A 23,692-nucleotide genomic window follows, 5' to 3' on the forward strand; every position below is an offset into this window, starting at 1 on the left:
TCATCATTCTGCTAGATTAAAAGCCGAGAAGCTTGAGGACAGGTTCGGCGACATTTCTTTTTTTTCCTTGGTTCGGAAAGGCGTGGAAGTAGAGGACTGGGTTGAAGTTGAGCTCGATAATGGAGTGATTCTTCTGGGTAGCAGCCTTTTTGGGAGAGGAGAGCAGAAGATCTAAGCCACAGATTTTTGCACCCAGCGCTTTTGTTGCTGCAGTGGCAATTTTGAAGTAACTTGGGTGAATGTCATCTGTGACATCAATGGCGTCACCTCCTGTAGAGACGTTTGAATTCTCGCGGAGAAAAATTTTCTTGTTCTTTGGAGGGATGCTGTTTGGGGTAAGCCTTTGGGAGTGGAGTTTTTCGATTTCAACTTTGGTGAGCTTTAGGTGGATTTTATCATGTCGGTAGTTGGAAGGATCGTGATTTTTCTGATGGACGAGCTCTTTGATCGAGTGGACTCCATCTCCGACAACATGAGCGGGAATGCGGTAAATCACTCCTTCGACTTTTCCATCAATGACGAGAAAACGGTACTCTTTTCCTGTATGGAATGTTTCGACGAGGGTTGAGTAGCCGTGTTGAAAAGCTTCCTTCAGTGCATTATGGTAGCCTTTTTTATCGTGAGCATCAACGAAGGTGATGCCAATGCCAAAATTGGTTGATTTGGGTTTCACGACGATTTTCTTTTTTTCATAGAGGGGATAGTCTTGATAGGCTTCATCGATTGAGTGGTAAAGTTGGCTATTTGGAGTCGAAAACCCTTGCTCGCGCAGCAGTTGTTTGGTGAGGTGTTTATTTTCCATGAGAAGGGGAGCGATGTAGGTATCTTGACTCGTTTTGGTGGCTTGCTTGACGTATTCGACGTGCTTGCCCTTTTTCAATCGGATGAAATTGTCACTCGCATCTAGCACTTCAACTTCAATTCCGTGCTTGAGCGCTTGTTTCATGAGGATTTGAGTGGAGAGCTCGAGATCTTCATGACCTTCAAGTAAAACTTCTGAAGCTGTTTCTAAGGCTTGTTTTTTTTCAAGAGAGGTTGCTACAGATTGGTCGAGTTGCTTTGTCTTGCTAGGAGAGGGAGACTTCCACGCTTTTTGATGCTTTTTTGCCCATTTGAGCCCAAACGTTTCGAGGCTTTCGGTTTCAAGAGCTCTGTGGACTTGCGCTGAAGGAGTAAGAGTTGAATCGGTGAGCTTTTTTCGCTCTTGCTTTAGATTCGACTCGTACTCTGGGCCAAGCAACTGGCTAATAGGTTCCATATAGTTAAAAATCCGAGTTGCCCATTCTTGAAGAGGGAGAGCTTTATGACACTTTAAGAGGAGTCCTTTTTTTCTACCTAAAAGAGCCACTTTTTGTTGGTTGCCAATGAGAGAGCAACGGGTTTCTTCATTCAGTGTAGAACTTTCTTTGAGAAGGCAATAGAGAAGAAATTGGTGCAGAAAAAGGAATTGCTCTTTTGTGATCCCTAGAGGATCAAACGGATTCAGATCGATGGCGCGCACTTCAAGGTACTCCACTCCGCGGTTTTTCAGAGCGGATAAAGGGGTTTCATCTTTATGGAGAATCTGCTTGGGACGAATACGGGCATAGTGTTCGTTTTCGATTTGCAGGAAATGGTCGTTAATTTGAAGAGGCTCACCATCTTTCATGGTTCCAATCTTTTGGTACAGTGGGCAAGGCGTCGAAATAGCAAACTCCATGTCTTTAAGATAGGAGTCTAGGTCTTTGAAGGAAATGGTCAGCTGATCTTGAATACGGCTGTAGTAGCCAAGATAACTCATGCGAATCGATGTGGCATCAGGGTGAATAAGCGTGCTATTCACCTTCTTGAATCCTTGAGGAACTTTTTTCATGTAACTTTCATGCATGGCAGGAGAGGCGCCGAAAAGGTAAGTGAGAAGCCATCCTTCACAGAGAAAGTTTCGAATGATTTTGAAATAGATGTCATTGATGAAATCTTGCTTGGTTTTTTTAGAGCCACAGAGGTCATAGAAAAAGTCCCAAAAGGTTTGAGAGAAAGAGAAGTTGAAGTGAAGACTTGAGATCATCTGGAGTTTTTTTCCATACCGGTAGCAAAGGCCTTTCCGGTAAAGCTCTTTCGTTTGGGCAGCGCTTGAGCTGCCGTACTTAGCATTCGTGATATTGTCACGCAATTCACATGGCATCGAGTAGGGCCAAAAAAGCTCTTTTGAATTCACTTGCGCGGTGTATGCCATTAAATCATGGAGAAACTTTTTGGCTTTGACAAAAGAGGAAAGAGGAGGAGTGTTCCACTCGAGTTGTGCTTCGCCAAAATCTGTACTGAAATAGGGGTGTGTTAAGGGAGAACCGAGCAAAATGGGGTGGGGCTTTTGACTGAGTTTTCCGGATTTAGAAATACGCAAGGTTTCTCTTTCTAATCCACAATGAAAATCAAACAAAAGTTCTTTGTGTTTTTTTAGTTTGTTTAATTGTTTCATAAAAATAGGTGATTCTTTATTACTCGGTTAAGGTTGGTTTGATATAAAAGAATGAAATTTCAGCGCATTGTTTTGTTTGTTTTACTCACGTCATTAGCGGGTTGTGCTGCATTAAAAAAACGGCAAGATGCTCCCACAGTTACTCATGAGGTTAACTTAAAACCTTCGTTTGATCAAGCGCTTTCAAATGGAGATTTTACGGAGGGCGATTGGCCAGAGTGGAATTGGTGGACGCAATTCGGAGATGGGCAGCTTTCAGCGTTTATGGATCAAGCAATTGCAGATAATCCCGATTTAATGGCTGCGATTTCTCGAGTTCGTTCGAGTGAGCAAGAGGCGCGTAAAGTACGTTCGGTTTTATTTCCGCAGTTTGATGCATCGTTTGAAGATGATTATCAACATTTGAGTAAAGATGCCCTCGTACGTTTTCCACCTTCTGCATTGCCAGCAGTGGTGAACCAAATCAATCTAAAGCTTAACTTTGAATACGAAATCGATCTTTTTGGAAAGAATCGCGAAACCTATCGAGCAGCAGTAGGAGAAGCTCGTTCCCAAAGAGCTGAGATGTCTCAAGCGTATCTCATCGTCACTGTTTCTCTGGCACAAGCCTACTTTGATTTTCAAGCAAATCTCCATCGTATTGATGCTCAAAAAGGGGTTGTTCAGGCTCAGAAAAACTTGGTGGATCTGACAAAACAGCGCGTCATAAATAATTTAGATGATGAGATCACATTAGAAAAAGCAGTTGCCAACCTGTTGAAAGATGAGGAGCACTTGACAGATTATGAGAAAAACCTCGCGCTGAATAAATCGCAAATCAAAATTCTCATGGGACTTAGTCCTGATGATGAGATGGAGTTTGAATTGCCCCAGGCAGAGTATCTGCGTCCTTTTCCTCTTCCAAAGAATCTTCCCTTGAATCTTCTTGTTCGTAGGCCTGATTTGATGATGCAAATTTGGCAAGTTGAAGCAGCTGCCCACTTAATTGGAGCGGCACGAGCTGCATTTTTCCCGAACATCAACTTGGCAGCCTTTGCGGGGCTTGAAAGTTTGACGTGGGCTAAACTTTTTAGCATTGAGAGTTTTGCAGGGTTGGTGGCGCCGGCAATCAATTTGCCTCTCTTTACTGGTTGGAAGTTAACGGCTGGGCTTGAGCAATCATTTGCAAATTACGATACGGCTGTTTTTGATTACAAGTCTCTGATTTTGAAAGCAGCAAAGGAAGTTTCCGATGGAGTGAAGATTTTGCAAGCCTCGAATCGAGAAACAAAATTTCAAACAGGAGTTGTTGGGATAACTTTTTACAGGTGCTGGAAATGAAGCTCGACTTGCTCCAGCAAGTCATTCGTGAGGTTGATTTGCAAAATAATCGTCATTTAGCCGTTTTGAACTTGATTCGGGCTCTTGGAGGAGGATATTACCAAGAAAAAGGGGAGGTCATTGCCAATGACTGAAGAAGAAAGTATAGCCCCTTCAAAGGAAGAGCTCGCAAGGAAAAGAAGACGTGTCATGAAATGGACAGGCGGCGCCGTCGTCTTTGTTGGAGTCGTTGTCTTTGCGCTATGGCTTTTTATTACCGCTTTGTCGAGTATACCGACGATGCTTATGTCAGTGGAAACTTGGTCGAGCTCACCCCTCAGGTTGCAGGAATTGTAGCGTCGATCAATGTAGATAACACCGACTATGTCGAAGAAGGGCAGATTCTCATTGAACTTGATAAGACCGATTATATCTTTGCTCTCGACAAGAGCTGCAATGAACTCGCAGAAACTGTGCGTGATGTGGTGCAAATGTTTCTAAAAGTTGAAGAGCTTGAAGCTCAGTTGCAAGTGAAAGAAGCGGAACTTGTGAAAGCAGAACAAGACTATGAAAATCGGGTGAATCTTGTAAGCATTGGAGCGGTTTCTACAGAAGAATTCGAGCATGTAGAAGCAGCCTTAAAAAGTGCCCGCGCTTCTGCAAAAGAAACCTATCACACTTTGCAAGCCGCATATGCTCAAGTTCAAGGAACAAGCGTGAGAACTCATCCCCTTGTGCGTAAAGCGGCGCAGCAAGTCAAAGACGATTGGGTCAGTCTTAAGCGCTGCGATATTGTATCGCCTGTGAATGGCTATGTCTCTCAGAGAGTGGCACAGCTTGGAGAATGGGTGAACTTAGCAGAGCCCTTACTTGCGATTGTTCCTCTTAATGAGCTTTGGGTTGATGCAAACTTTAAAGAAACCCAACTTGCGGATTTTCGCATTGGTCAAGAAGTGAAGTTGAAAGCCGACCTGTATGGGTGGGGAGTCACCTATCGAGGAAAAGTTGTTGGGATCAACCCTGGAACAGGAAATACTTTTTCGATTCTTCCTCCTCAAAATGCGACAGGAAACTGGATCAAAATTGTACAACGGGTTCCTGTGCGAATCAGTTTAGATCCGAAGCAACTTGAAAGAAATCCCCTTTGGCTTGGACTTTCCATGGATGTGACTGTTGATATTAAAGATACGAGCGGGGAAAGGCTTTCAGAATACCGTGCTGCAAAGCCGATTTATCGTACGTCGATCTATCGTCAACAGGAGCAGGGAGTTGATGAGCTGATCGAACAAATCGTTGCAAGTAATATAGGTTCTCATGGCGCATGAAGAGCTTAAGCCTCTAACAGGACTTCCTTTGATTTTAGGGGGGCTAGCGCTTTCGCTTTGCACTTTCATGCAAGTTCTCGATACATCGATTGCCAATGTTGCCGTTCCATACATCGCGGGAGATCTCGCTGTCAGCAATGAAGACGGGACTTGGGTGATCACGATGTTTGCTGTGGGGAATGCGATTGCTTTGCCATTAACTGGATGGTTCACGAAGCGTTTTGGGACAACCCGCGTCATGTTGGCCTCAACAGCCCTTTTCACTTTACTCTCTATTCTTTGCGCCCTTTCATTTAGCATCAATATGCTCGTCTTTATGCGGTTTACACAAGGGTTTGTTGGAGGGCCACTCATTCCACTTTCTCAGAGCATGCTCATGATGAGTTTTCCTAAACCCAAAAGGAATCTAGGATTAGCTATATGGCAGATGGTAGCGATCGTTGGCCCCATTGCAGGCCCGATCATAGGGGGATGGATCACTTACAATTATTCTTGGCCATGGATCTTTTACATCAATGTTCCCGTCGGAATTTTAGCCAGTATCATTATCTGGAATATTTACAATTCTCGTGAAACTCCAAGAGAAAAACAGTCTGTGGATTGGGTGGGACTTGCTCTATTAGCGATCGGTGTTTCGGCCCTTCAGATCCAGATAAAGGGCAACAGTATGACTGGTGGCGTTCAAATACCATTGTAATTTTAAGCATTGTGTCTATTCTCGCTTTGCTCTTTTTGGTGATTTGGGTGCTTACCGATGAGAATCCTATCATCGACTTAAAGCTTTTCAGGAACCGGAATTTTGCCTTGGGAACCGCTGTCACTGCGATTTCATACATGGTTTTGTTTGGAGCTATTGTCATTTCGCCTCTCATGCTTCAAACCAACATGGGATACACGTCAACCTGGGCGGGTCTTGCTGTCGCTTCGATGGGGATTCCAGCTTTTATCACAGTTCTCTTAGTTGCAAAGCTCATGGATAAGGTCTCTTTAAAAATCCTCGTTGCGTTTGCGTTTATTGCTTATGCTATCAGTTTTTTCTTTTTCACAAGACTAGATACGAATTCGTCGTTTGAGCTGATATTTTGGTCTCGATTTGTACTGGGAATCGGAATTATCACTTACTTAGCTCCATTGACTGTTTTGAGTTTTGCCCGATTTCCTCATCACCAGCTTGCAATGGGACAAGGAATCTTCCATTTCTTTCGGATTTTTATGGGGGGAGTGGGAGCAGCCGTTTCTGTCACCATTTGGCAGCGGAGAGGAGTCTTTCACCACAGCAATTTAGTCGATAGTATTTCTCCCTTCCAGGTGGAAAGTAAACAGATGTTTGCCACTCTTGCCCAAGAAGGAATTGTCGGCAAACAGGCCGTTCAAGTTGCGGACAATTTGGTTTGGCATCAAGCGATCATGCTCGGAGCAAATGATGTATTTTGGATCAGTATGTGGATCATGATCTTCCTCGTCTTTGGGACGTTATTCTTTAAGAAGAAGAGGAAGAAGAGTGTTGGCGGTGAGGTCGCCGCGTCTCACTGATGAGCAAGGCTCCTCCAATGATTGCAACAATTGCTCCAATCCAAATCGGAAAGCTTGTGAAAAGAGCCATGAGAAATCCACCGATTAAAGCAGTTGCTCCTTCGCCAAAGACTTGGATTGCCATGTTGGTTCCCAAGACTTGCCCTTGAATCCGTTTGCTGACAACGTTAGATATCATAAGAGCCGGATAGGCAAATCCAATGGCCATGAAAAATCCAACCGGAATCAGCGTTGCAAAAAGGGCATAAGGAGAGTTAGGGAGCAGAAAGACAATCAGACTTATCCCCATTAATACAGAGCCAAAAAGAGAGACTTTAGGAGCCGTCCAAAACTTGGCCATCCAGCCAAAAAGAAGAGGGCCTAGTACCATAAAAATCGAAAGATAAGCGTTAGCTTCACCTAGCTGTGACACATTGAACCCAAAAACATTGACGAGATAGGCTGAAAAGAAATTCAAAAAGAAAAAGATGGCGAAGAAGAAACACATATTTGCGAGGTAGATAACTCTCAGCCTTTTGATGCGCAAACTATCGATGAAAGAAGTGAAAATTTTTAGCGGACGAATCTCGACAGTGTGATCTGCTTCATGTGTTTCTTTAAAGAGCCTCCAAACGATAAGAAAACCAATGAAAACGAGCAGCGCGCCGCACCAAAATGGGGTGTCATAGTGAAACCAGTAAATCAACTTAGAATCGGCCATTTTCCCTCCTATGAGGGGACCGAAAAAGAAAGCACTACTACTTAAAGAAACCATCCACCCAAAGTTTTTCGTTTTAGACTTTTCATCTTCGCTGATATCTGTGATAGCAGCTTGAGCAATGGTGATGTTTCCTTCTAGTAATCCAACCCATAAACGACTCACATACATTAAAATGGGAAGGTGAAACGCAACGGAAAGGGCACATCCAATGTATCCAGGAATGATGGCTAGAAGAGAGATCAGTAGAACGGGTTTGCGTCCCCATTTATCAGACAACTTTCCCATGATGGGGGCGCCGATAAATTGACCTAGAGGGTACATGGAAAAGAGAATACCCAGGAGAATGCGTCGCATGGCAACACTTGTTTCTAAAGGGAGAAAGCCATGCTTGAGATCGAGAAAAAGAGGAGGAAAAATCGGAAGGGCAAGAGAAAACCCCAAGTAACCTAAAAAGAGAACAACGAGGACAGGCAATAATCTTTTCATACCCGCATTAGCATAGCTTAGCGGTCGTTTTCCCTCAACTTCCTTAGGTTTTCTTTCATTTTCCTAAGGTCTCTTTGGATCATCTGCGTAAAGAAGTGCATTTGGTTCCTGAGAAACATTTTTTTCTCAAGAGGTGTGAACTTCTTATAAAACGATTCCCAAAGAGTGGGATTAGGATTTATCGCTTCGTTCTGCTGTAACTCTTGGGAGATTTCCATGCTCTCCCCGATAGGTTCCATAGGTATTTCCTTCTTGTTTGACCATATCAAGCCCCCTCTGGAAAAATTCCTGATCCCCGGCTTGCTCTTTGAACTGGTCTTCTTGGTAAACAGTGATGGTATTGTACTCGTCGACATTATGAATGATTTGAGGACGAACAAACACAATCACATTCCGTTTTTCCTCTTCTGTTTTGTTCTTACTAAAAGCAGCTCCGATAAGAGGTAGACCTCCTAAGCAAGGAATGCCTGACTGCCGGTGTTTTTTTGTATTACGAACCATTCCACTCAAGACAAGAAAGCTTTTATCAGGAACATGTGCCTGCGTTTGCATATCTGTTTTTGTCGTACGAATTCCGTTTTGATCGGCGAATTGATCAATTGCCTCGGTAATTTCCTGCGTGATGTCAAGTGTGATAACTTCACTATCTCCCATCAGTGGAGTGATATTGAGTGTCACTCCCACATCGCGGTACTCGATGTTGGCATTTTGCACTGTGTTATTGCCGGTGTTGGTGACAACAGACCCTGTGAAGGGGAGGTTGTCTCCGACAAAGATGTGAGACAGTTTATTGTCTTGTGTGATGATCTTTTGGTTTAAAATAATCGTGCTATTTCCATCGGCTTCTAGTGCAGAGACAAGAGAACCTAAAGAGAAATAGGTCGCACCTTTATGGAGGATAATATCTCCGATAACTCCTAGGTCAAAACCCCTTCCGATGGGGAATTGATTTGTACCAGTCGGCGGATTCGATGCATCAATTGATTGCAACGTCTTTGCGAAAGGGGATTGACCTGGAGTCGCTGGGAAATTTCCCGTTCCATACCCAAATTTATCTCGATATTTTCCACCCCCACCCCATTCTAAGCCAAAGTCGAGAAGATTTTTCACATCTGTTTCGATGACCAAGACTTCGATGAAGATTTGTTTTTGGGGGACATCTAAGCTTTGAATCAAATCGGTGAGCTCTTCGAGTCCATCTTGTGGGCCTGTATAAACAAGAGAATTTGTTGATTGAACCCATTGCATAGAGCTGATCGCACGCAAAAGAGAAGGGGATCCTTCATCGTATTGTTTGAGATCTGCAGCAACGCGCTTGATGGTTTCTTGAATTTCACCGCCTTGATGATATCTAAGTTTATATATTTGAAACTCGCCTCGTCGTTTTTGAAGCTTGTGAAAAGGGAGAAGAGATTGTGAGCCTGCTTCACTATTGACGAGGCGGGTTTCACCTCTCATTGATTTATACTTAGCCCGTTTCATTGCTTTCCAATCGGCTAGTTCCCATTCTTCCATTTTCTCAACGACAAAATAGTCTCCTCGCTCTTCGGTTTTGATGCCTTGCTGCTCGAGAAGCTCGATCATGATCTTGAGAATGTTATCAGGATTGGTTGGCTTTCCAGTGACTAAGCTGATGTTAAAGTTTAAGAGCTTTTCTTCGTAGATGAAGTTCACACCTGCGATTTTGCTCACAAAACGTAAGAATTCGAGAATGGAAACGTCTTTGAAATTCACCGAGATTCCAAGTTCTTCTGTGTCTGGTGCTGTTGTTTCAAATGTCAGTGTTTGGCTTTCCTCAGAGTGAAGAGGGAAGGAGAGGTGGGCAGCGATGGTAAGAATTCCTAAGAGTTTATGACGCATATTCTCGTTTTTTCTGATCATTAATGACTAAAGAAGATTGAATCATAACAGCCTTAGGACATTAGAGATAGTAAATTTTTGATCGTTGTGACTAAGTTTGGTAACGCTTGCGCGCGCGAAATTTCATAAGTTGCAGATTTAGAATATTTTGCAAGAAGTTGATCTTTAAGAAAAATTAATGATCACAAATGACTAAAGATGAAAAAAGAAACTCCCGGAAAGGGAGTTTCTATTCGACATGATCAGGTAAATAATTCTAGGCAGCCGTTTCAATTGGCGCGACTTGTTTCGATGCGAAAAACGGATGACTCAGAGCTTGCGTTGCTGTAAGTCGTCTGTCTTTATATGTCGTTCCTGTTCGCGCCATAAGATCAATCAAATGAAGGCTTGCCCCTCTAAGAGCCCTATCTTCGCTAAAAAAAGCTTGTAATGGAGTTCTGCTTTCGATTGCTCTCATCCGATATTGGCGATCTCTAAATTGACTTATGCTTTTTGCGTTATGAAAAAAATCTCGACCAGCTAAAAGATTATACGCAATACGAAAAACTCCATACGTATCTGTTTTATCGCTTGTACTTGGGAGAGCATCTAAAGCAAATCCTTCGTAAGGATGAACTTTCCAATCTCCGTAAGGATCCCTTTTCATACCAGCAAAAAAAGTCGCTGTTCCAGGGTCAATCCACTGGACTTTGCCATCTGGAAGGAGAATTGCGTTTGAGAGTTTAGCATCACGATGAATGACCCCATCACCAAGCGGTCTGAAAGCTGAAGGAGTAAAATGAGAAACGAGAAGATGAGAAACTTCAGTTGACCATTCGTACCATCTAGTTGGAGCTTGAGTGCCGACCTGACCTCTGTCAAAAACAGAGTAAAGTTCCATGCGGGTTTCTGAAGATAAATGCTTTTTTAAATAAGCTTCTTTTCTATTGAATTCACTTTTTGTGGGTGGGATGTACCTCTCTTCAATCACCCCAACTTGTAGAACAGGGGTTGAACGACGGCTTGAATTTTGCGTTGAACTGGAAGGTATTGATGTATCAGAACAAGATCCATCTGAAGCGCTTGTTGTGAGTGTATTAGATGAGCTAGTAGACATACCAGCTTCAATACTTTCATTATCATCGTCCATCTCAACAATGGGGTAGGGGTTAAAAGATTCACTTGAGGAATACGATGCTAATCGATCCGGTGAGGTTGATGAACTAACGGGATCGAATGAAAAACTTGAAAAGTCAGATATATCCGTAGAGCTGTCGCTATCGATATATCCATTTATTCTATCTGAAGAGCTTATAGGACTGAGCGTCATGATTTCCCCCTTTCATGTCATATGTTTATGGATTTAACAGGATGAGATGTCTGAATAGGCTTAAATGAAATGCTCACCCTCTTTTTTCCAACTTAATGAAAATTATAACATAAATTAAAAATTTAATTATAGTTAATAATTATATCGTTAATTATTGAAAATAAGATGCTTACAAAATATTCTAGATTAAGTTGTTGATAATTAGCATAATAAAAACTCTTCGAAAGAGGGCTTTTGATCGATTAAGCTGCTGGGAGCTGCTCAACTTGGCGGTCTGCAAAAAACGGGTGAGTAAGCGCTTGCTCAGCTGTGATCCGTTGTGCTTCATTTGAGGTTCCCAATTGAGACATGAGGTCTTTTAGAGCTGGGCTGACATGAGCTAGTTTAGGGTTTTCTTCGAGTAACTCGCGAAAATTCTTTGATGTTTCTTGGTTAAACAATTGACTTTGCTTTCCTTTGATTTCCTCTGCAGTCGCTTTATCTCCAAAGAAATAGGATCCTGTAGCAAAACGGTAGGTGAGAAGAAACAGGCTGTAACTGTCTGTTTTTACATTGGTGTGTGCAGGTGTATTTCCAACTGGATGGTGACTTTCATGGGGGTGTACTTTGCGGTCTCCAAAGACAGGGAGGTTTTCTCCGGAAGTATGAGCGCCAGCACATCCAAAATCAATGATCTTAGCTTGACCACTTGGAAGCAAGATAGTATTGGCGGCTTTTAAATCTCGATGGACAACATGGTTCTGGTGTAGCTCTGTGACGCCTTCAAAAATGTTGCGCAAAATGTCTCTGAGCATTTTTTCACTTCGGTCTGGGGTTGATCTTATGAACCTATCCAGGTCTTGAGAGCCTTCAACATAATCTCCAATTGTAGCGACAGCGTAAAGCTGTCTTCCTTCTTCTAATGTATGACGGTTATCAATCAGAAGGCGAACCTCATTTTGGTTCATTATTTTAAATGAATTATCCAGTGAATCCCAAACAACGAGGTGTGAATTAGTGGCAATGTTAGGATGGTTGAACGTCGTACTGAGCCATTCTCCACCAACATGATCGCGATTGAGTTGATAAGCCTTTTTGAGACGATCATGCCGAAGTTTGCCAATTGAAAAAGTACGTAGAACAGACTTTGTTTGAGCCCCTTCTTGTTGCATAAGAAAAGCACTCGAATTCGATCCATTTCCGAGAGCTGTAACAGAAAACTTGCCAAAATGTTTGCCTAGATTGTGGATGATGTTATAGGACCAAGTTGACGTTTGGTGATCAGAGTATTTAGTTAAAAATGAACCAGCTAACTCTGCTCTTTCCTGCGACGATGAAATGTACTGACAAATGTTTGGATAGGGACCATTGTGAAAATAGCCGTCAGGACCATCCTTTGTGCCAGAATAAACATTGATAGAAATAGGTGTTGTTGACTGGGTTGGCGCATGGCCTTCTCGGATTTCTTGAGACAATGATTCATCTAAGTTCACGTAAGGGAGGCTTTCAACGAATTTGAACTCAGTTAATGGTTGTATTGATTGGCTACATGCTATTGGAGATGACATCTATAATTTTCCCCTAATTTTAAAATTCCAGCAGATTGCAAAGCCCTCAAAAGAGGGCTTTTGATCGATTAAGCTGCTTCGACCTGCTCAACTTGGCGGTCTGCAAAAAACTCATGGGCAAGCGCTTGTTCTGCAGTGAGCCTGCGGCTTTCGTTTGTTGTTCCTAATTTTGCCATGAGGTCTCTTAAAGCTGGGCTGACATGAGCTAGCTGAGGATCTTCCTCGAGGAGCTCACGAAAGCTTTTTGTTTGTTCCTTGGCATGCCATTCTTCTTGGTTTCTTTTGATTTCTTCAATCGATGAGCTACTAGTAAAAAACTTGCGTCCTGACACAGCCTGATATGTGAGAAGAAACAAGCTGTAACTGTCTGTTTTAGCGTTTGTATGGCGAGGAGTATTCCCAACTGGAAAGAGACTTTCATAGGGGTGCACCGAGCGGCCACCAAACGAAGGGAGGTTTCCTCCAAGGGGTAGAGTAGCAGCAGTTCCGAAGTCAATAACTTGAGCCCGATCATCCGGTAGCCTGATAATATTTGCAGCTTTTAAGTCGCGATGGACAGTATTTTGACGGTTCATTGCTGCCACCCCTTCAAAGACATCATGTAAAGTACCTCGCATTTGATCTTCAGTTCTCTGTGGGTTTGCTGCAAAGTAGGCTTCTAAATCTTGTGATCCTTCGATATAGTTTCCAATCGTTGCTACAGCATATATCTGTCTTCCTTCTTCTAATGTATGATGGTTAGCTATCATTGTCTCGACTCGATTTCGGTCCATGACATGAAATGAGTTATCGAGTGAGTCCCACACAACGATGTGCGTGTTGGCAGCTAGGTTTGGGTGGTTGAAGGTTGCGCTGAGCCACTCGCCTCCAACATGATTCCGATTAAGTTGAAAAGATTGTTGTCGTTGATCGTCACGAAGTTGGGCAAGTGAAAACGTGCGCAAGACGTGTTTGACTTGGGAGCCTTCTTGTTGCATCACAAAAGCACTCGAATTGTAGCCGCCTCCAAGGTCTTCAACAGAAAACCTACCAAAGTGATGACCTATCGTGTGGATGACGTTTTGGGGCCATGTTGCAGTCGTATTTTCAAAATAACCTCTTGTAAAAGAGTTGAATAAAGAAGCTCTTCCAAAGCCAGGTGAAATGAACTGATTGATGTCTGGGAATGGTCCATTGTGAACGTAGCCATTAGGTCCATCATTTGGTCCTGAATACACATTGACTGCCACGGCTCGGTTGATTGTCGTTCCTTCTTCGCTATAGCCGCCATCTTGTGGATGCAAAGTTGCATGACTTGTTGGAGTAAAAACTGATGATAATGACATGGATGAATCTCCCCTAATTTTTTCTATATAATTAATAATTTAGCAGATGATAAAGCCCTCAGAAGAGGGCTTTTGATCGATTAGGCGACTTGCAGCTGCTCGATTTCTCGAGGCGCAAAAAACGGATGGGTGAGAGCTTCTTCCGCTGTGAGCCTGCGCTTTTCGCTTGCTGTTCCTAATTGAGCCATGAGATTTTTAAGAGGTTGACTTACATTTTTTAATAGAGGATCTTCGTCAAGGATTGTCTGAAAGTTATTGGTTGCTCGCTCTTTTTCAATCAATGCGCGGTGTTGAAGCTTGATCTCTTGAGGATTGTTACTATTGGCTCCAAAAAATTTACGTCCTGTAATGGCCTGATAGGTGACAAGAAACAAGCTATAGGTATCTGTTTTTTTATTGGTGTGAGGTTCGATTCCACTAATTTTATAGAAACTATCAATAGGGTGTACACAGCGGTCCCCAAAGAATGGGAGGTCTTCATCTTGATTTTGAAGGCCCACACTACCAAAGTCGATGAGTTGAGTTTCTCCAGTTGGTAGCCTAATAATGTTCGCAGCTTTTAAGTCGCGATGGATTGTTTGATGACGGTTCATTTCAGCTACTCCCTGAAGAGTTCCCTGCAAAATATCTCGGATCTCTTCTTCACTCCTTTGAGGGTTTTCACTTAAGTATCTATCAAGATCTTGTGAGCCTTCGACATATTCTGCAATGGTTGCCACAGCATAAAGCTGTCTTCCTGGTTGCATTGTATGACGGTTAGCAATGAGGTGTTGGACCTGATTTTGGTCCATCACTCTAAATGAATTATCGGCTGAGTCCCAAACGACGAGGTGTGTATTCGAGGCGAGGTTTGGATGGTTGAAGGTTCCACTGGTCCACTCACCTCCAACATGATCACGACTGAGTTGAAAGGCTTTTTGATGATGCTCGTGACGAAGGTTGCGAACTGAAAAGGTGCGTAGGACGTGTTTTCTTTGGGTTCCTTCTTCTTGCATTACAAAGGCACTTGAATTGACTCCACTTCCAAGTCTTTGAACCGAAAACCTGCCAAAGTGATTGCCAATAGTTTGGATAATGTTATAGCCCCAAGTGGTGGTGGCATGAGAAAAGTAGCGACTAAAAAAAGAGTTTCTTAGTGTAGTTCGTCCTCCGTCTGTGGAAATGAACTGATCGACATTCGGATAGGGGCCATTGTGATGGTAACCCTCAGGGCCATCGCCTGGTCCCGAGAGGGCGTTGAAGACAATAGGTTCAGGTGCAGCTGCTTGTTCTGCGGGATAACCGCCATCACAGTCAGAATAACCGCCATCTTGTTCGAGAGCTTGGTTTTGATGAATGTTAGGTGCTTGATGTGTTGGTTGATGATAAACTGATGATATTGACATGATTTATTTCTCCCCTAAATCTTTTTTCCGTAATATTAAATATTATAACATAGTAAATATTTTATTTAAATATTTATTATATTTTATAAACATCTCCAAACTAATGAGTTATAAATTTAACAGTTAAAAGTTGTTTGTTTTCAGGGGGTTAAGATCTACCGCTAAAATGGTGTGATCTGCAATTGAGACGCAGAATCTAAGTGAAGAAGGGGGGTCAAGAGCCCCAGTTTTCTATGGCAATGGGCTTTAGGGTATCACTTGGAGTGAAGTGAAAGATCTGGGAGTAGAAATAAAGCTCTGCATCGAGGGCTTTTTTAATATTTTCAGCACTGCGAAAGCCGTGTTGTTCTCCCTCGAAAAGAAGGTAGGAAGTAGGGATCCCTTTTTTCTTAAGCGCATCAAACATCATTTCAGATTGATTGGGGGGGACAATTTTGTCTTCAGCTCCTTGAAGGAGGATCACAGGACAAGAGAGGTTTTCAATGTGGTAAACAGGAGAGTATTGAATGTAGCGTTCTTTTTGTTCGGGGTATTTTCCAACAAGACCGTCGAGATAGCGCGACTCGAATTTATGCGTATCATCTGTCATGGCAATGAGGTCGCTCACTCCATAATAGCTTGCACCTGCTTTAAAGGCGTCGCGAAAGGTGAGAGCTGCAAGCGTCGTGTAGCCTCCAGCACTTCCGCCTCTAATAGCAAGACGTTCTGGATCCACTTTTCCCAGCTCAACTAGATAAAGCGCTCCGTTGGTGCAGTCGTCAACATCGACAACACCCCAGTTGCTTTTGAGCCTTTCACGGTAGGCCCGTCCGTATCCAGTACTCCCTCCATAGTTGACATCTAGAAAGGCAAACCCTCGACTTGTCCAAAATTGAACTTCTAAACTTAAAGAAGCAGTAGAATGTGCAGAGGGACCTCCGTGACTTTTGACAATGAGGGGAGGTTTCTCGTCTTCCGGCCCAATAAAATTCTTATTGGTTGGTGGGTAATAGAATCCAAACGCTGTTTGTTCATTTGCGGTGGGAAACTCGAGTGTTTCTGGTTTAGAAAAGTATTCAGGATCGATTTTCAATTCTTTCGACTTGCGAATCACAGAAATCTCATTTGTCTCGAGATCGTAGGCATAGAATGCGGAAACCTCAATTGGAGAAGCAGCGCTGAAGTAAAGAGTTTTGCCTGCAACATGAACTTCTCCGTAACTTGTAAATGGTAGGTCTAAGTTTTTTAGAGTGTATTTATCAAGATCGAGAATAGCTATGTAGTCTGAGCCCTTAATCGTATAGCTGCAGACAACTTTGTATCCATCATCCATGGATATAAAGTCGTAACGGGACATCCCAAACACCCACTGAGGGTATCCGAATTCAGCATCGAGCGGATAGCAAGGTTGAATATCTTTAGCTCCGACTTCATAAAGGTTCCAAAACCCCGTGCGGTCAGAGGTAAAAAATAAAGTCCCATCTGGGGCAAAACGAGGTTGAAAGATAGATTCGCTGTGGCCGCCTGCGACTTTTGTCACTTTTGTTAAGGAGGCATCGGGGAGAATTTGTGCTTCCCAGAGTTCCGTACCATCCCATGGCATATTGGGATGATTCCAAGTGATAAACGCGATTTTTGTGCCATCTGGGCTGAGGGTGATAGACGAGTAGAAGTCATAACCACTGTGCAATGTTTTGACTTCTTTTTCTCCTTTTGCATCGATTGCGACAAGAGCATTGATGACGTCATGTTCAGAGTTGTGAGTTTCTTCAATTGCGTAGATGACTTGGTCTTCGGGATCAAACACCGGTTCAGCATACCGCTTGTTGTCTGCGGTCGTGAGCTGTTTGACTGTTCCGTCGGAAGATTGTGAGTAAAAATGTTGATCTGAAAAGTTAGTGAAGTAAAGGGTTCCTTCAAAAACGGTAAATGATCCTCCTCCATACTCATGCACGCGAGTGCGGACATTGTAAGGATCAGAGGTGACATCAACTCCTTTTCCCTTTTCCCATTTTAAGACAACAGAGCGTCCTTTCTCAGCTGGTCGGATTTCGTTCCAGTACAAGGTTTCCCCATCAACTACGATATTCCCTAATTTGAGAGAAGACTCAACAATAAGAGAAGAGGTGATAGGGGATTTCCAAGATCCGTAGGGCTCGACTTTAGCGTTTGCCATAACTGCTCCGCAGGTTAAGGTCATAAGAAAAAGTAAGATGCGTTTGTACATGTGCAAATCCTAATAAATTGAGGTCATTTTCACAAGCGGTTTTCTTCTTTAAACGCTCGATCTTTCCACTGATCTGCAGGATATTTGAGGGCGTTGATTTTTAGTTTGTCTTGCGCAGCTTCAAGGAGGTCGATATCAAACTTCATGGCAAGGAGAAGGAGGTTATTGAAAACATCTGCCATTTCTTCTCGAACATGTGCCGCAATTTTTGGATCATTCATCACTTGCATGCACTCTTCAGGAGTGTACCAGCGAAAGATCTCAGTGAGCTCTCCCACTTCTGTGACGAGTGAAAGGAGTAAGTTTTTGGGATTGTGATATTGATCCCAATTACGCTCTTTGACAAATGCGGCCATTTTTTCTTTCAGTAACTTCATGTCCTACCTCCTAAAAAAGCTCAATTATAATATATAGTGAAAAAAGAATCATGGAAATTTAGGAGTTCTTTTGTCCCTAGCGTTAGTTGTCCTCATCTTGGTTTTTTTGGGGATTGCCCTTCGGCAACTGTTTCGCATTCCACTTCGGATTTGGCAGATCATGGGCCTGGGAGCTTGCCTAGTCCTATTGACTGGTAGAATTTCATTTATTTCTGCATGGCAATCGATCGACTGGGGCATTATCGGATTTCTTTTTGGTATGTTTGTTGTGGGGCAAGCGCTCGAGGAAAGTGGGTACCTGTCTGAAATTGTCGCAAAATTCATGTTGCATGGAGGCACAACACCAAGGCTTGTCGCACTTATTGTTTTTGGGCTGGGACTTTTGTCTGCGCTTTTGATGAATGACACACTAGCGATTATGGGGACCCCTATTTTGCTGCGCGTTGCGCATCGGAGAGGTTTGCCGTCACAGCCGCTACTCCTTGGGCTTGCATTTGCCATTACAATTGGAAGTGTTTTGTCTCCGATTGGAAATCCATAAAACCTGTTAATTGCTTTGAGTGTTCCGATTGAAAATCCCTTTGTGACTTTTCTTGCCTATCTTGCAGCTCCCACGCTTCTTTCGCTGATTGTTCTCTATTTTTGGATTTTAAAAGCAATCAAGCCAGTTCCTGGGGTTGATGATGAGCATGCTTCAGAGCCCTATAATCAAAGGCTCATGATTTTTTGTCGGATTGCGCTTGTGGCAATTGTCATCCTGATTGGGTTGAATATTGTCTTTTCCTTAGTGGGAGTCGCTTACTCGATTCCACTGCCTGCCATTGCATTGATTCCCGCTCTTTTTCTCCTCATCTTTGCCCCCAAAAGAAGAGAGGTTCTAGCGAGTCTTGATTGGCATACACTGATCTTTTTCATGGCCATGTTTGTGTTGATGCAAAGCGTTTGGGAGACCTCCTCTATCAAAGAGGTTTTGACGCACATTTCATTTCTATCTGATTCAACAGGAGGGATTCTCTCGATTGGAATCATAGCAAGCCAATTGATTTCAAATGTGCCCCTTGTGGCGCTTTACCTTCCAACGCTGGAGACAATCACGCAATCAAACGCATTTTACATGGCTTTAGCAGCAGGGAGTACACTTGCTGGAAACTTTTTGATTTTTGGTGCAGCAAGCAATCTGATCATCATTCAAAATGCGGAAAAGCGGGGTGAAAAAGGAATTGATTTCTTTGAGTTTGCCAAACATGGGATTCCTCTTACCTTCATCACATTTCTCATCTATTGGGGCTACCTAGCTCTCCTAACTTAGGCTTTGATATAATTTTTAAGTTGTTATTAATAAGTAATTTAAATTTTATTTATAAATAAAACATTTTTTGTGTTATAATATTTGTTTTAAAGTTAGGGGAGAAATAACATGTCATACGAGTTAGATTTATCCTGTTCAGGTAATTTTCCATTATATCGCGGTTGTCTCGATTTAAGTGAGGAGCTATTAGAGCTTCCTCCTAGTCCTCTGTCAGAAGAAGATTCTGTGGACGAGCAAATTCTGGATCAAAATGAAGTATTAGCTCAAAAACTAATGGCACAATGTCCAGAAGTGGGAATAGAGCATGCTTCACAAATCTTAGAAAAGATCCAATCTGCAAGAGCTCTTTTATCGAGTTCTGAGACCTTCATGCTCCAGGCATCTCCTTCATTTCCGTATGATATTTATGTGAATGGAGACTTTTTTCAAATCATTCGAGGAAAAGTCGGAGAGGGTACTTTTGGAGAAGTTAGAAACGGACCAATTATCTCTTTTGGCGATGCAGACCCTATTTCTGACCAACCTACGGATATGGTTAGAAAGGTGAATATTCGGCCCAACGGCCCTGGGTTTTCTCCTGTTAAGAGATGTGTCGATCATATTCGAGGAAACGTTTCGCCAAAAAAACAACGAAGTATTGCTTCCTATACTCATACCTCTCGCTTAACCTCAGGCCATGCGACAGCGATCATGGATCATTATCAAGGGAGACATCTTGTTGACACGAAGTTTAAAAGTGCTCGGGACCTTATTCACAAGCTAGGCCTTCTTGCAAACGCACTTGAAGGATATCATGCGAATGGCTTTATTCATAGGGATGTAAAGGAAGCCAACATTCTAAATACAGAGAATTTTCCCGTACTCATCGATCCCGATTTAATATCAGATCCTAATAAAGTAAGGTGGACACATGGGACGCCTGAGTATCTTGATCCTAGAGCATTTGGCTCTCCTGAGCAGAGTTTAATTAACCAAAGGCTTCGCGTCGGACAGCAGAACAGCTCTGGAGATATATATGCCTTCTCAATAGTGGGCTTAAATTGTGTAAGGCGATATTTGAATAAAAATATCTCTCATAGACAAGGACAAAACGAGCTTCACAAAGTTTTGGAAATGCTAAGACCTACATATGTCGAAGCGAGCGGCAGAACCGGTAAATTCAGTGATGATGAGTTAAGAGTTTATGGGACTGAGTGTAATCATAGAGCATTTTTTTGGCCTGGATCAAGCACGCAGCGTGAGCGGATTGGAGTGTATCCACAAGATGGCTTTTATAGAAATGCTTTTCATGCCGTACTAAGTAGTGCTCGGATTCCAGATTCTGAGAAGAGATTATTGTGGGATTTTGTGAACCTTTGTCTTGAACTTAAGGCGCAGCCAGCAGACCAAAGATATAGTGCCGCTCAAATTTATGAAATTTCCCAAAATATTTTAGGATCAGAAGCTATAGCAACTAAAGAGGCTAATAGTGTTGCTCACCTATCAGGAAATAAGAGGAGAAGACAGGATTTTCTTGGATTAGAAAATAAGAGCCCAAGAACGAGTTTTTCAGGACAATCCAAAAGGTCTTAACGTAAGTAGCGGGTGCCTTTCCTTAGACTTAGATCAGCACAAAAATAGGTCACAAGGAAAAGTGCAAAGGCTACAATTGCCGAAGGGAGGAAGTTGATATCTGTACTTCCTAAGATGCCTTCGCGTACCCCATTGATCATGTAGAAGAGAGGGTTGAAGAGCGAGACTGTTTGCCAAAATGGGTGGAGATTCTTCAAGGTGAAGAAGACACCTCCAAGGTAGATGAGCGGGAGAAGAATCAGAGCGCTTACAGCGCCTACATGTTCAAAACTGCGCGACAACATGCCGATCGCCACACCTAGAAAGCCAAAAGAAAGCCCTCCGATCAGGAGAAAGTAGGCCAAAATAAAGGGATGCGCAATGGTAAGAACTTGTCCATCTGAGAAGAAGAAAAATGTTTGGCCGACAAGATAAGTGATCAGTCCAACAAGCAATCCCCTGACAAGTGAGGCGAAGGTTTTTGCCCAAACAATCTGTTGACGCGAAAGGGGAACGGTTCGCAGATCTTGAAGTTCATTGACGTATTTGGGACCCATGATAGCCATCGTTGAGTTGTCGAATGCATTTTTGATCACTGACATCGCAATTAACCCTGGAATGAGAAAGGCTAGGTAGGGAATCTCATCGGGAGAGCGAATCGAATTGCCCAAACTGACCCCAAAGATCATTAAGTAAAGCGCTGCATTGACAATCGGCGCACCAATCGTTTGGAGGGGAACTTTGAAAAAACGGGCGATTTCGCGGATAAAAAGTCCTTTCACTTGAATGAGAGTGCTCATTTCTCCTCGCTGTTTAAGATATTTTCCATCACATCTTCTAGTGTTCCGGGTTGGACTTGGAGATTGAGAACTTCATCATATGGGATGGCGATTTTGGCTAAAAGTTCTTGGATGCCCATTTTCGGAGGAACTCGGAAGTGAAGATTGAAGGCATCGGTTGATTCGAGGAGGTCATGGGAAAATGATGTTTTTGGGGTTTTAAGCATGAGCGAAATACGCTTTGAGGAATGTTGTTCGAGGAGAGTATCGACCTTATCGACTCGCCTAAGTCTTCCATGTTGCAGAATCCCAATCCGATCACATAACTGCTCGGCTTCCTCAAGGTAGTGAGTGGTGAGCAAGATCGAAATGTTTTTGTTTTTGAGTTCGTGAATGAATTCCCAGAGGGAATTACGCAATTCGAGATCGACACCTGCTGAGGGTTCGTCTAGAAGAAGCAGTTTAGGCTCATGAATGAGTGCTTTAGCAATCATGAGTCGTCTTTTCATTCCACCGCTGAGTTGATTCACCATTTTCTTGCGGTGAACATAAAGGTCGAGTTTGTGCAAGAGGTAAGAAATATCGCTAGCCTTCTTTCGGATTCCGAAATACTGGGCATGGTAGTCGAGAACTTGCTCCACATTGAAAAAGCCATGGTGCACGAGTTCTTGAGGGACATAACCAATGAGCGCTTTGGCAACTCTGGGCTTGATTTCAGGGTTAACTCCGAAGACTTCAACAGAGCCACTAGACGCGTTTTGGAGGGTCATGATCGTTGAAATGATCGTCGTTTTCCCTGCACCATTCGGGCCAAGAAGACCAAAAACCTCTCCGGGCTTGATCGAAAAAGAGACTTCATCAACTGCTGTTTTTGCGCCGTACTTCTTAGTGAGTTTTTTGAGGACAAGAGGATCAGGTTGCTTCATCGTCGTCTCTTTTTCTTTTTCAGCTCCTTTCGGTCGAGAAGGAGGTGGCACCAGTCGGCAAGGCAAACTCCAGCCAGTCCATATAAAATGTAAAGCTCATGCCGCTTGTAAAACTTGATCAAGGATGACTGAGTCGGCAAGGCTTTGTAGATGGCAAAAAAGACTAAGCAGCCCCAAGCTGCGAGCCAAAGGATACGTGTTGCTGATCCAAAAATAACATGATGCGATAATCCACGGTGACTGAAAAACTGCGCGTACGAACGGAATGGAAGGCTAAAGAAACCACGCAGGGAAAAAAGGCGGATTTGATAAGCAAGATCCATGTCGGGGCTCATGAAGAGGGTGCTGTAAGTAAACGTTCCCGCGAAGGTGAGCAGTAAATAATAATGGGGATGGAGAAAGTAAAAGGCTGCTGCAAGTAGCACCGGTAAGGCTATGAAGATGTTAAACTTTGAGTGTTCTTTGTATTGAGACATGTTTCAAAGCTTAACATCTTGGAAATTTTTTTTAAACATGCGTGTTGATAAGTTCTATCGCGCGTTGCTGCCATAGTTGTGCGTTTGAAATTTTTAGGTAGGTATCAACCAGTAACGTTGCTGCAGCACATGCAAGTAAAAAGCATCCGCCTGAGGCTTTATATCCATATTTTTTGACATTCTCGCTTTCACTATAATGGGTGACTAAGAACGTGATGGAACTCAATGCGAGCATTGAAATGGTTGCAATTATGCTTAAATTGTAGCGAGTACTAAGATCTGCAGCCTGTGTTGCAAAAGAAGTAGCTAAGGTTGAAAGTTGACTCTTTGAGAGTGTAGACCATTGACCTAAGATTTCAGCTGTTTGGTTAGCTTGAATCATATTAGCCCATATAGCGCCTTTTGTAGACATTGTTTCCTCCTTTTATTGAATGTTTTTTCCAGGTTGCGACTTAGTCGAACCTGAAGAAATTTTAATAGGTGTTGTTCAGCAGCTCGATGGATCGCTGATGTAAAAAACTTACATTTGAAATTTGACCCGAGATGCTAGACCAACGAATCAGAGAATACACAAAAAAGACCGTTGATAACCCAGTGACTAAAATAGCAAAAGTGCGCTCATCTGAATCAGATGATGTTGCTGCAGTAATTGTGGTCAGGACACCAACAGCAAGCGAAGTCACTGCTGAAATGCGCCAAAGCCACAAACTTCCTGAAAGGTTTGCAAGTTGTTTGCCGAAGTCATTTGAAAGTTTTAAAAGTTCCTCAACCGAGCGAATGGTTAAAGAGCCAGTTGTTTGAGTAGTGATCTCGACCATGAGTTTCCTCCGAATTCGGAGGA

20 protein-coding genes and 1 pseudogene are annotated in these 23,692 nt (G+C 42.9%); 7 read left to right on the top strand and 14 right to left on the bottom strand.

The window, feature by feature from the left end; all coding sequences use genetic code 11:
- Positions 1-16: 16 nt before the first annotated feature.
- Positions 17-2,458, bottom strand: coding sequence for a bifunctional glutamate--cysteine ligase GshA/glutathione synthetase GshB (gene gshAB / locus ACOOFG_RS05425; protein ID WP_420422623.1), 2,442 nt, complete (start codon positions 2,456-2,458; stop codon positions 17-19).
- Between the two features lie 51 nt (positions 2,459-2,509).
- Here gshAB and ACOOFG_RS05430 point away from each other — a divergent pair, with 51 nt between their 5' ends.
- The 5 genes from ACOOFG_RS05430 to ACOOFG_RS05450 are packed head-to-tail and all read left to right on the top strand — an operon-like array spanning position 2,510 to position 6,615.
- Positions 2,510-3,778, top strand: a complete 1,269-nt coding sequence (locus tag ACOOFG_RS05430; protein ID WP_420422624.1) for an efflux transporter outer membrane subunit — start codon at positions 2,510-2,512, stop codon at positions 3,776-3,778.
- Positions 3,775-3,912, top strand: a complete 138-nt coding sequence (locus ACOOFG_RS05435; protein ID WP_420422625.1) for a hypothetical protein — start codon at positions 3,775-3,777, stop codon at positions 3,910-3,912. Before ACOOFG_RS05430 ends, ACOOFG_RS05435 begins: the two co-directional genes overlap by 4 nt.
- 60 nt (positions 3,913-3,972) lie before the next feature.
- Positions 3,973-5,082 (top strand): HlyD family efflux transporter periplasmic adaptor subunit, encoded by a 1,110-nt coding sequence (locus ACOOFG_RS05440; RefSeq protein ID WP_420422626.1) that lies wholly within the window; start codon positions 3,973-3,975, stop codon positions 5,080-5,082.
- A complete protein-coding gene (locus tag ACOOFG_RS05445) occupies positions 5,072-5,779 on the top strand; it encodes a DHA2 family efflux MFS transporter permease subunit (protein WP_420422627.1) in 708 nt (235 codons plus the stop codon). The genes ACOOFG_RS05440 and ACOOFG_RS05445 overlap by 11 nt, the downstream gene beginning before the upstream one ends.
- 47 nt (positions 5,780-5,826) lie before the next feature.
- A complete protein-coding gene (locus ACOOFG_RS05450; RefSeq protein WP_420422628.1) occupies positions 5,827-6,615 on the top strand; it encodes an MFS transporter in 789 nt (262 codons plus the stop codon).
- Here ACOOFG_RS05450 and ACOOFG_RS05455 read toward each other — a convergent pair.
- The 8 genes from ACOOFG_RS05455 to ACOOFG_RS05490 all read right to left on the bottom strand — a co-directional run bounded on the left by ACOOFG_RS05455 (position 6,563) and on the right by ACOOFG_RS05490 (position 17,810).
- On the bottom strand, positions 6,563-7,801 hold the full coding sequence (locus tag ACOOFG_RS05455) for an MFS transporter (protein ID WP_420422629.1): 1,239 nt from the start codon (positions 7,799-7,801) through the stop codon (positions 6,563-6,565). The two genes, ACOOFG_RS05450 and ACOOFG_RS05455, sit on opposite strands and share 53 nt — an antisense overlap.
- Positions 7,802-7,972: 171 nt before the next feature.
- Positions 7,973-9,661, bottom strand: a complete 1,689-nt coding sequence (locus ACOOFG_RS05460; RefSeq protein ID WP_420422630.1) for a secretin N-terminal domain-containing protein — start codon at positions 9,659-9,661, stop codon at positions 7,973-7,975.
- A 256-nt stretch (positions 9,662-9,917) separates the two neighbouring features.
- Entirely contained in the window at positions 9,918-10,970 is a 1,053-nt protein-coding gene (locus tag ACOOFG_RS05465; protein ID WP_420422631.1) for a protein kinase domain-containing protein, read from the bottom strand.
- 242 nt (positions 10,971-11,212) lie between these two features.
- Positions 11,213-12,517: a protein kinase domain-containing protein gene (locus tag ACOOFG_RS05470; RefSeq protein ID WP_420422632.1), complete on the bottom strand. Its 1,305-nt coding sequence runs from the start codon at positions 12,515-12,517 to the stop codon at positions 11,213-11,215.
- A gap of 68 nt (positions 12,518-12,585) precedes the next feature.
- Entirely contained in the window at positions 12,586-13,842 is a 1,257-nt protein-coding gene (locus ACOOFG_RS05475) for a protein kinase domain-containing protein (RefSeq protein ID WP_420422633.1), read from the bottom strand.
- An 80-nt stretch (positions 13,843-13,922) separates the two neighbouring features.
- Positions 13,923-15,227, bottom strand: coding sequence for a protein kinase domain-containing protein (locus tag ACOOFG_RS05480; RefSeq protein ID WP_420422634.1), 1,305 nt, complete (start codon positions 15,225-15,227; stop codon positions 13,923-13,925).
- Between the two features lie 214 nt (positions 15,228-15,441).
- Positions 15,442-17,433: a prolyl oligopeptidase family serine peptidase gene (locus ACOOFG_RS05485; RefSeq protein ID WP_420422635.1), complete on the bottom strand. Its 1,992-nt coding sequence runs from the start codon at positions 17,431-17,433 to the stop codon at positions 15,442-15,444.
- 29 nt (positions 17,434-17,462) lie between these two features.
- Positions 17,463-17,810: a nucleotide pyrophosphohydrolase gene (locus ACOOFG_RS05490; RefSeq protein WP_420422636.1), complete on the bottom strand. Its 348-nt coding sequence runs from the start codon at positions 17,808-17,810 to the stop codon at positions 17,463-17,465.
- Between the two features lie 160 nt (positions 17,811-17,970).
- Between ACOOFG_RS05490 and ACOOFG_RS05495 the strand changes: the two are divergent.
- Both ACOOFG_RS05495 and ACOOFG_RS05500 read left to right on the top strand, forming a co-directional pair.
- Positions 17,971-19,119: pseudogene (locus ACOOFG_RS05495) on the top strand (SLC13 family permease).
- 108 nt (positions 19,120-19,227) lie between these two features.
- Positions 19,228-20,691: a hypothetical protein gene (locus tag ACOOFG_RS05500; RefSeq protein ID WP_420422637.1), complete on the top strand. Its 1,464-nt coding sequence runs from the start codon at positions 19,228-19,230 to the stop codon at positions 20,689-20,691.
- On the opposite strand, the gene ACOOFG_RS05505 is transcribed toward ACOOFG_RS05500, so the two are convergent.
- The 5 genes from ACOOFG_RS05505 to ACOOFG_RS05525 all read right to left on the bottom strand — a co-directional run bounded on the left by ACOOFG_RS05505 (position 20,688) and on the right by ACOOFG_RS05525 (position 23,669).
- Positions 20,688-21,470: an ABC transporter permease gene (locus tag ACOOFG_RS05505; protein WP_420422638.1), complete on the bottom strand. Its 783-nt coding sequence runs from the start codon at positions 21,468-21,470 to the stop codon at positions 20,688-20,690. The genes ACOOFG_RS05500 and ACOOFG_RS05505 overlap by 4 nt on opposite strands.
- Positions 21,467-22,375, bottom strand: a complete 909-nt coding sequence (locus tag ACOOFG_RS05510) for an ABC transporter ATP-binding protein (RefSeq protein ID WP_420422639.1) — start codon at positions 22,373-22,375, stop codon at positions 21,467-21,469. Before ACOOFG_RS05510 ends, ACOOFG_RS05505 begins: the two co-directional genes overlap by 4 nt.
- The gene (locus ACOOFG_RS05515; protein WP_420422640.1) at positions 22,372-22,851 is read right to left on the bottom strand and encodes a DUF2227 family putative metal-binding protein; all 480 of its coding nucleotides are present in this window, start codon (positions 22,849-22,851) and stop codon (positions 22,372-22,374) included. The genes ACOOFG_RS05510 and ACOOFG_RS05515 overlap by 4 nt, the downstream gene beginning before the upstream one ends.
- A 31-nt stretch (positions 22,852-22,882) precedes the next feature.
- On the bottom strand, positions 22,883-23,263 hold the full coding sequence (locus ACOOFG_RS05520; RefSeq protein WP_420422641.1) for a hypothetical protein: 381 nt from the start codon (positions 23,261-23,263) through the stop codon (positions 22,883-22,885).
- Positions 23,264-23,324: 61 nt separating this feature from the next.
- On the bottom strand, positions 23,325-23,669 hold the full coding sequence (locus ACOOFG_RS05525) for a hypothetical protein (protein WP_420422642.1): 345 nt from the start codon (positions 23,667-23,669) through the stop codon (positions 23,325-23,327).
- Between the last annotated feature and the right edge of the window lie 23 nt (positions 23,670-23,692).

Origin of the sequence: Simkania sp. (genome assembly GCF_965215465.1) — a bacterium.
Classification (GTDB): Bacteria; Chlamydiota; Chlamydiia; order Chlamydiales; family Simkaniaceae; genus Simkania.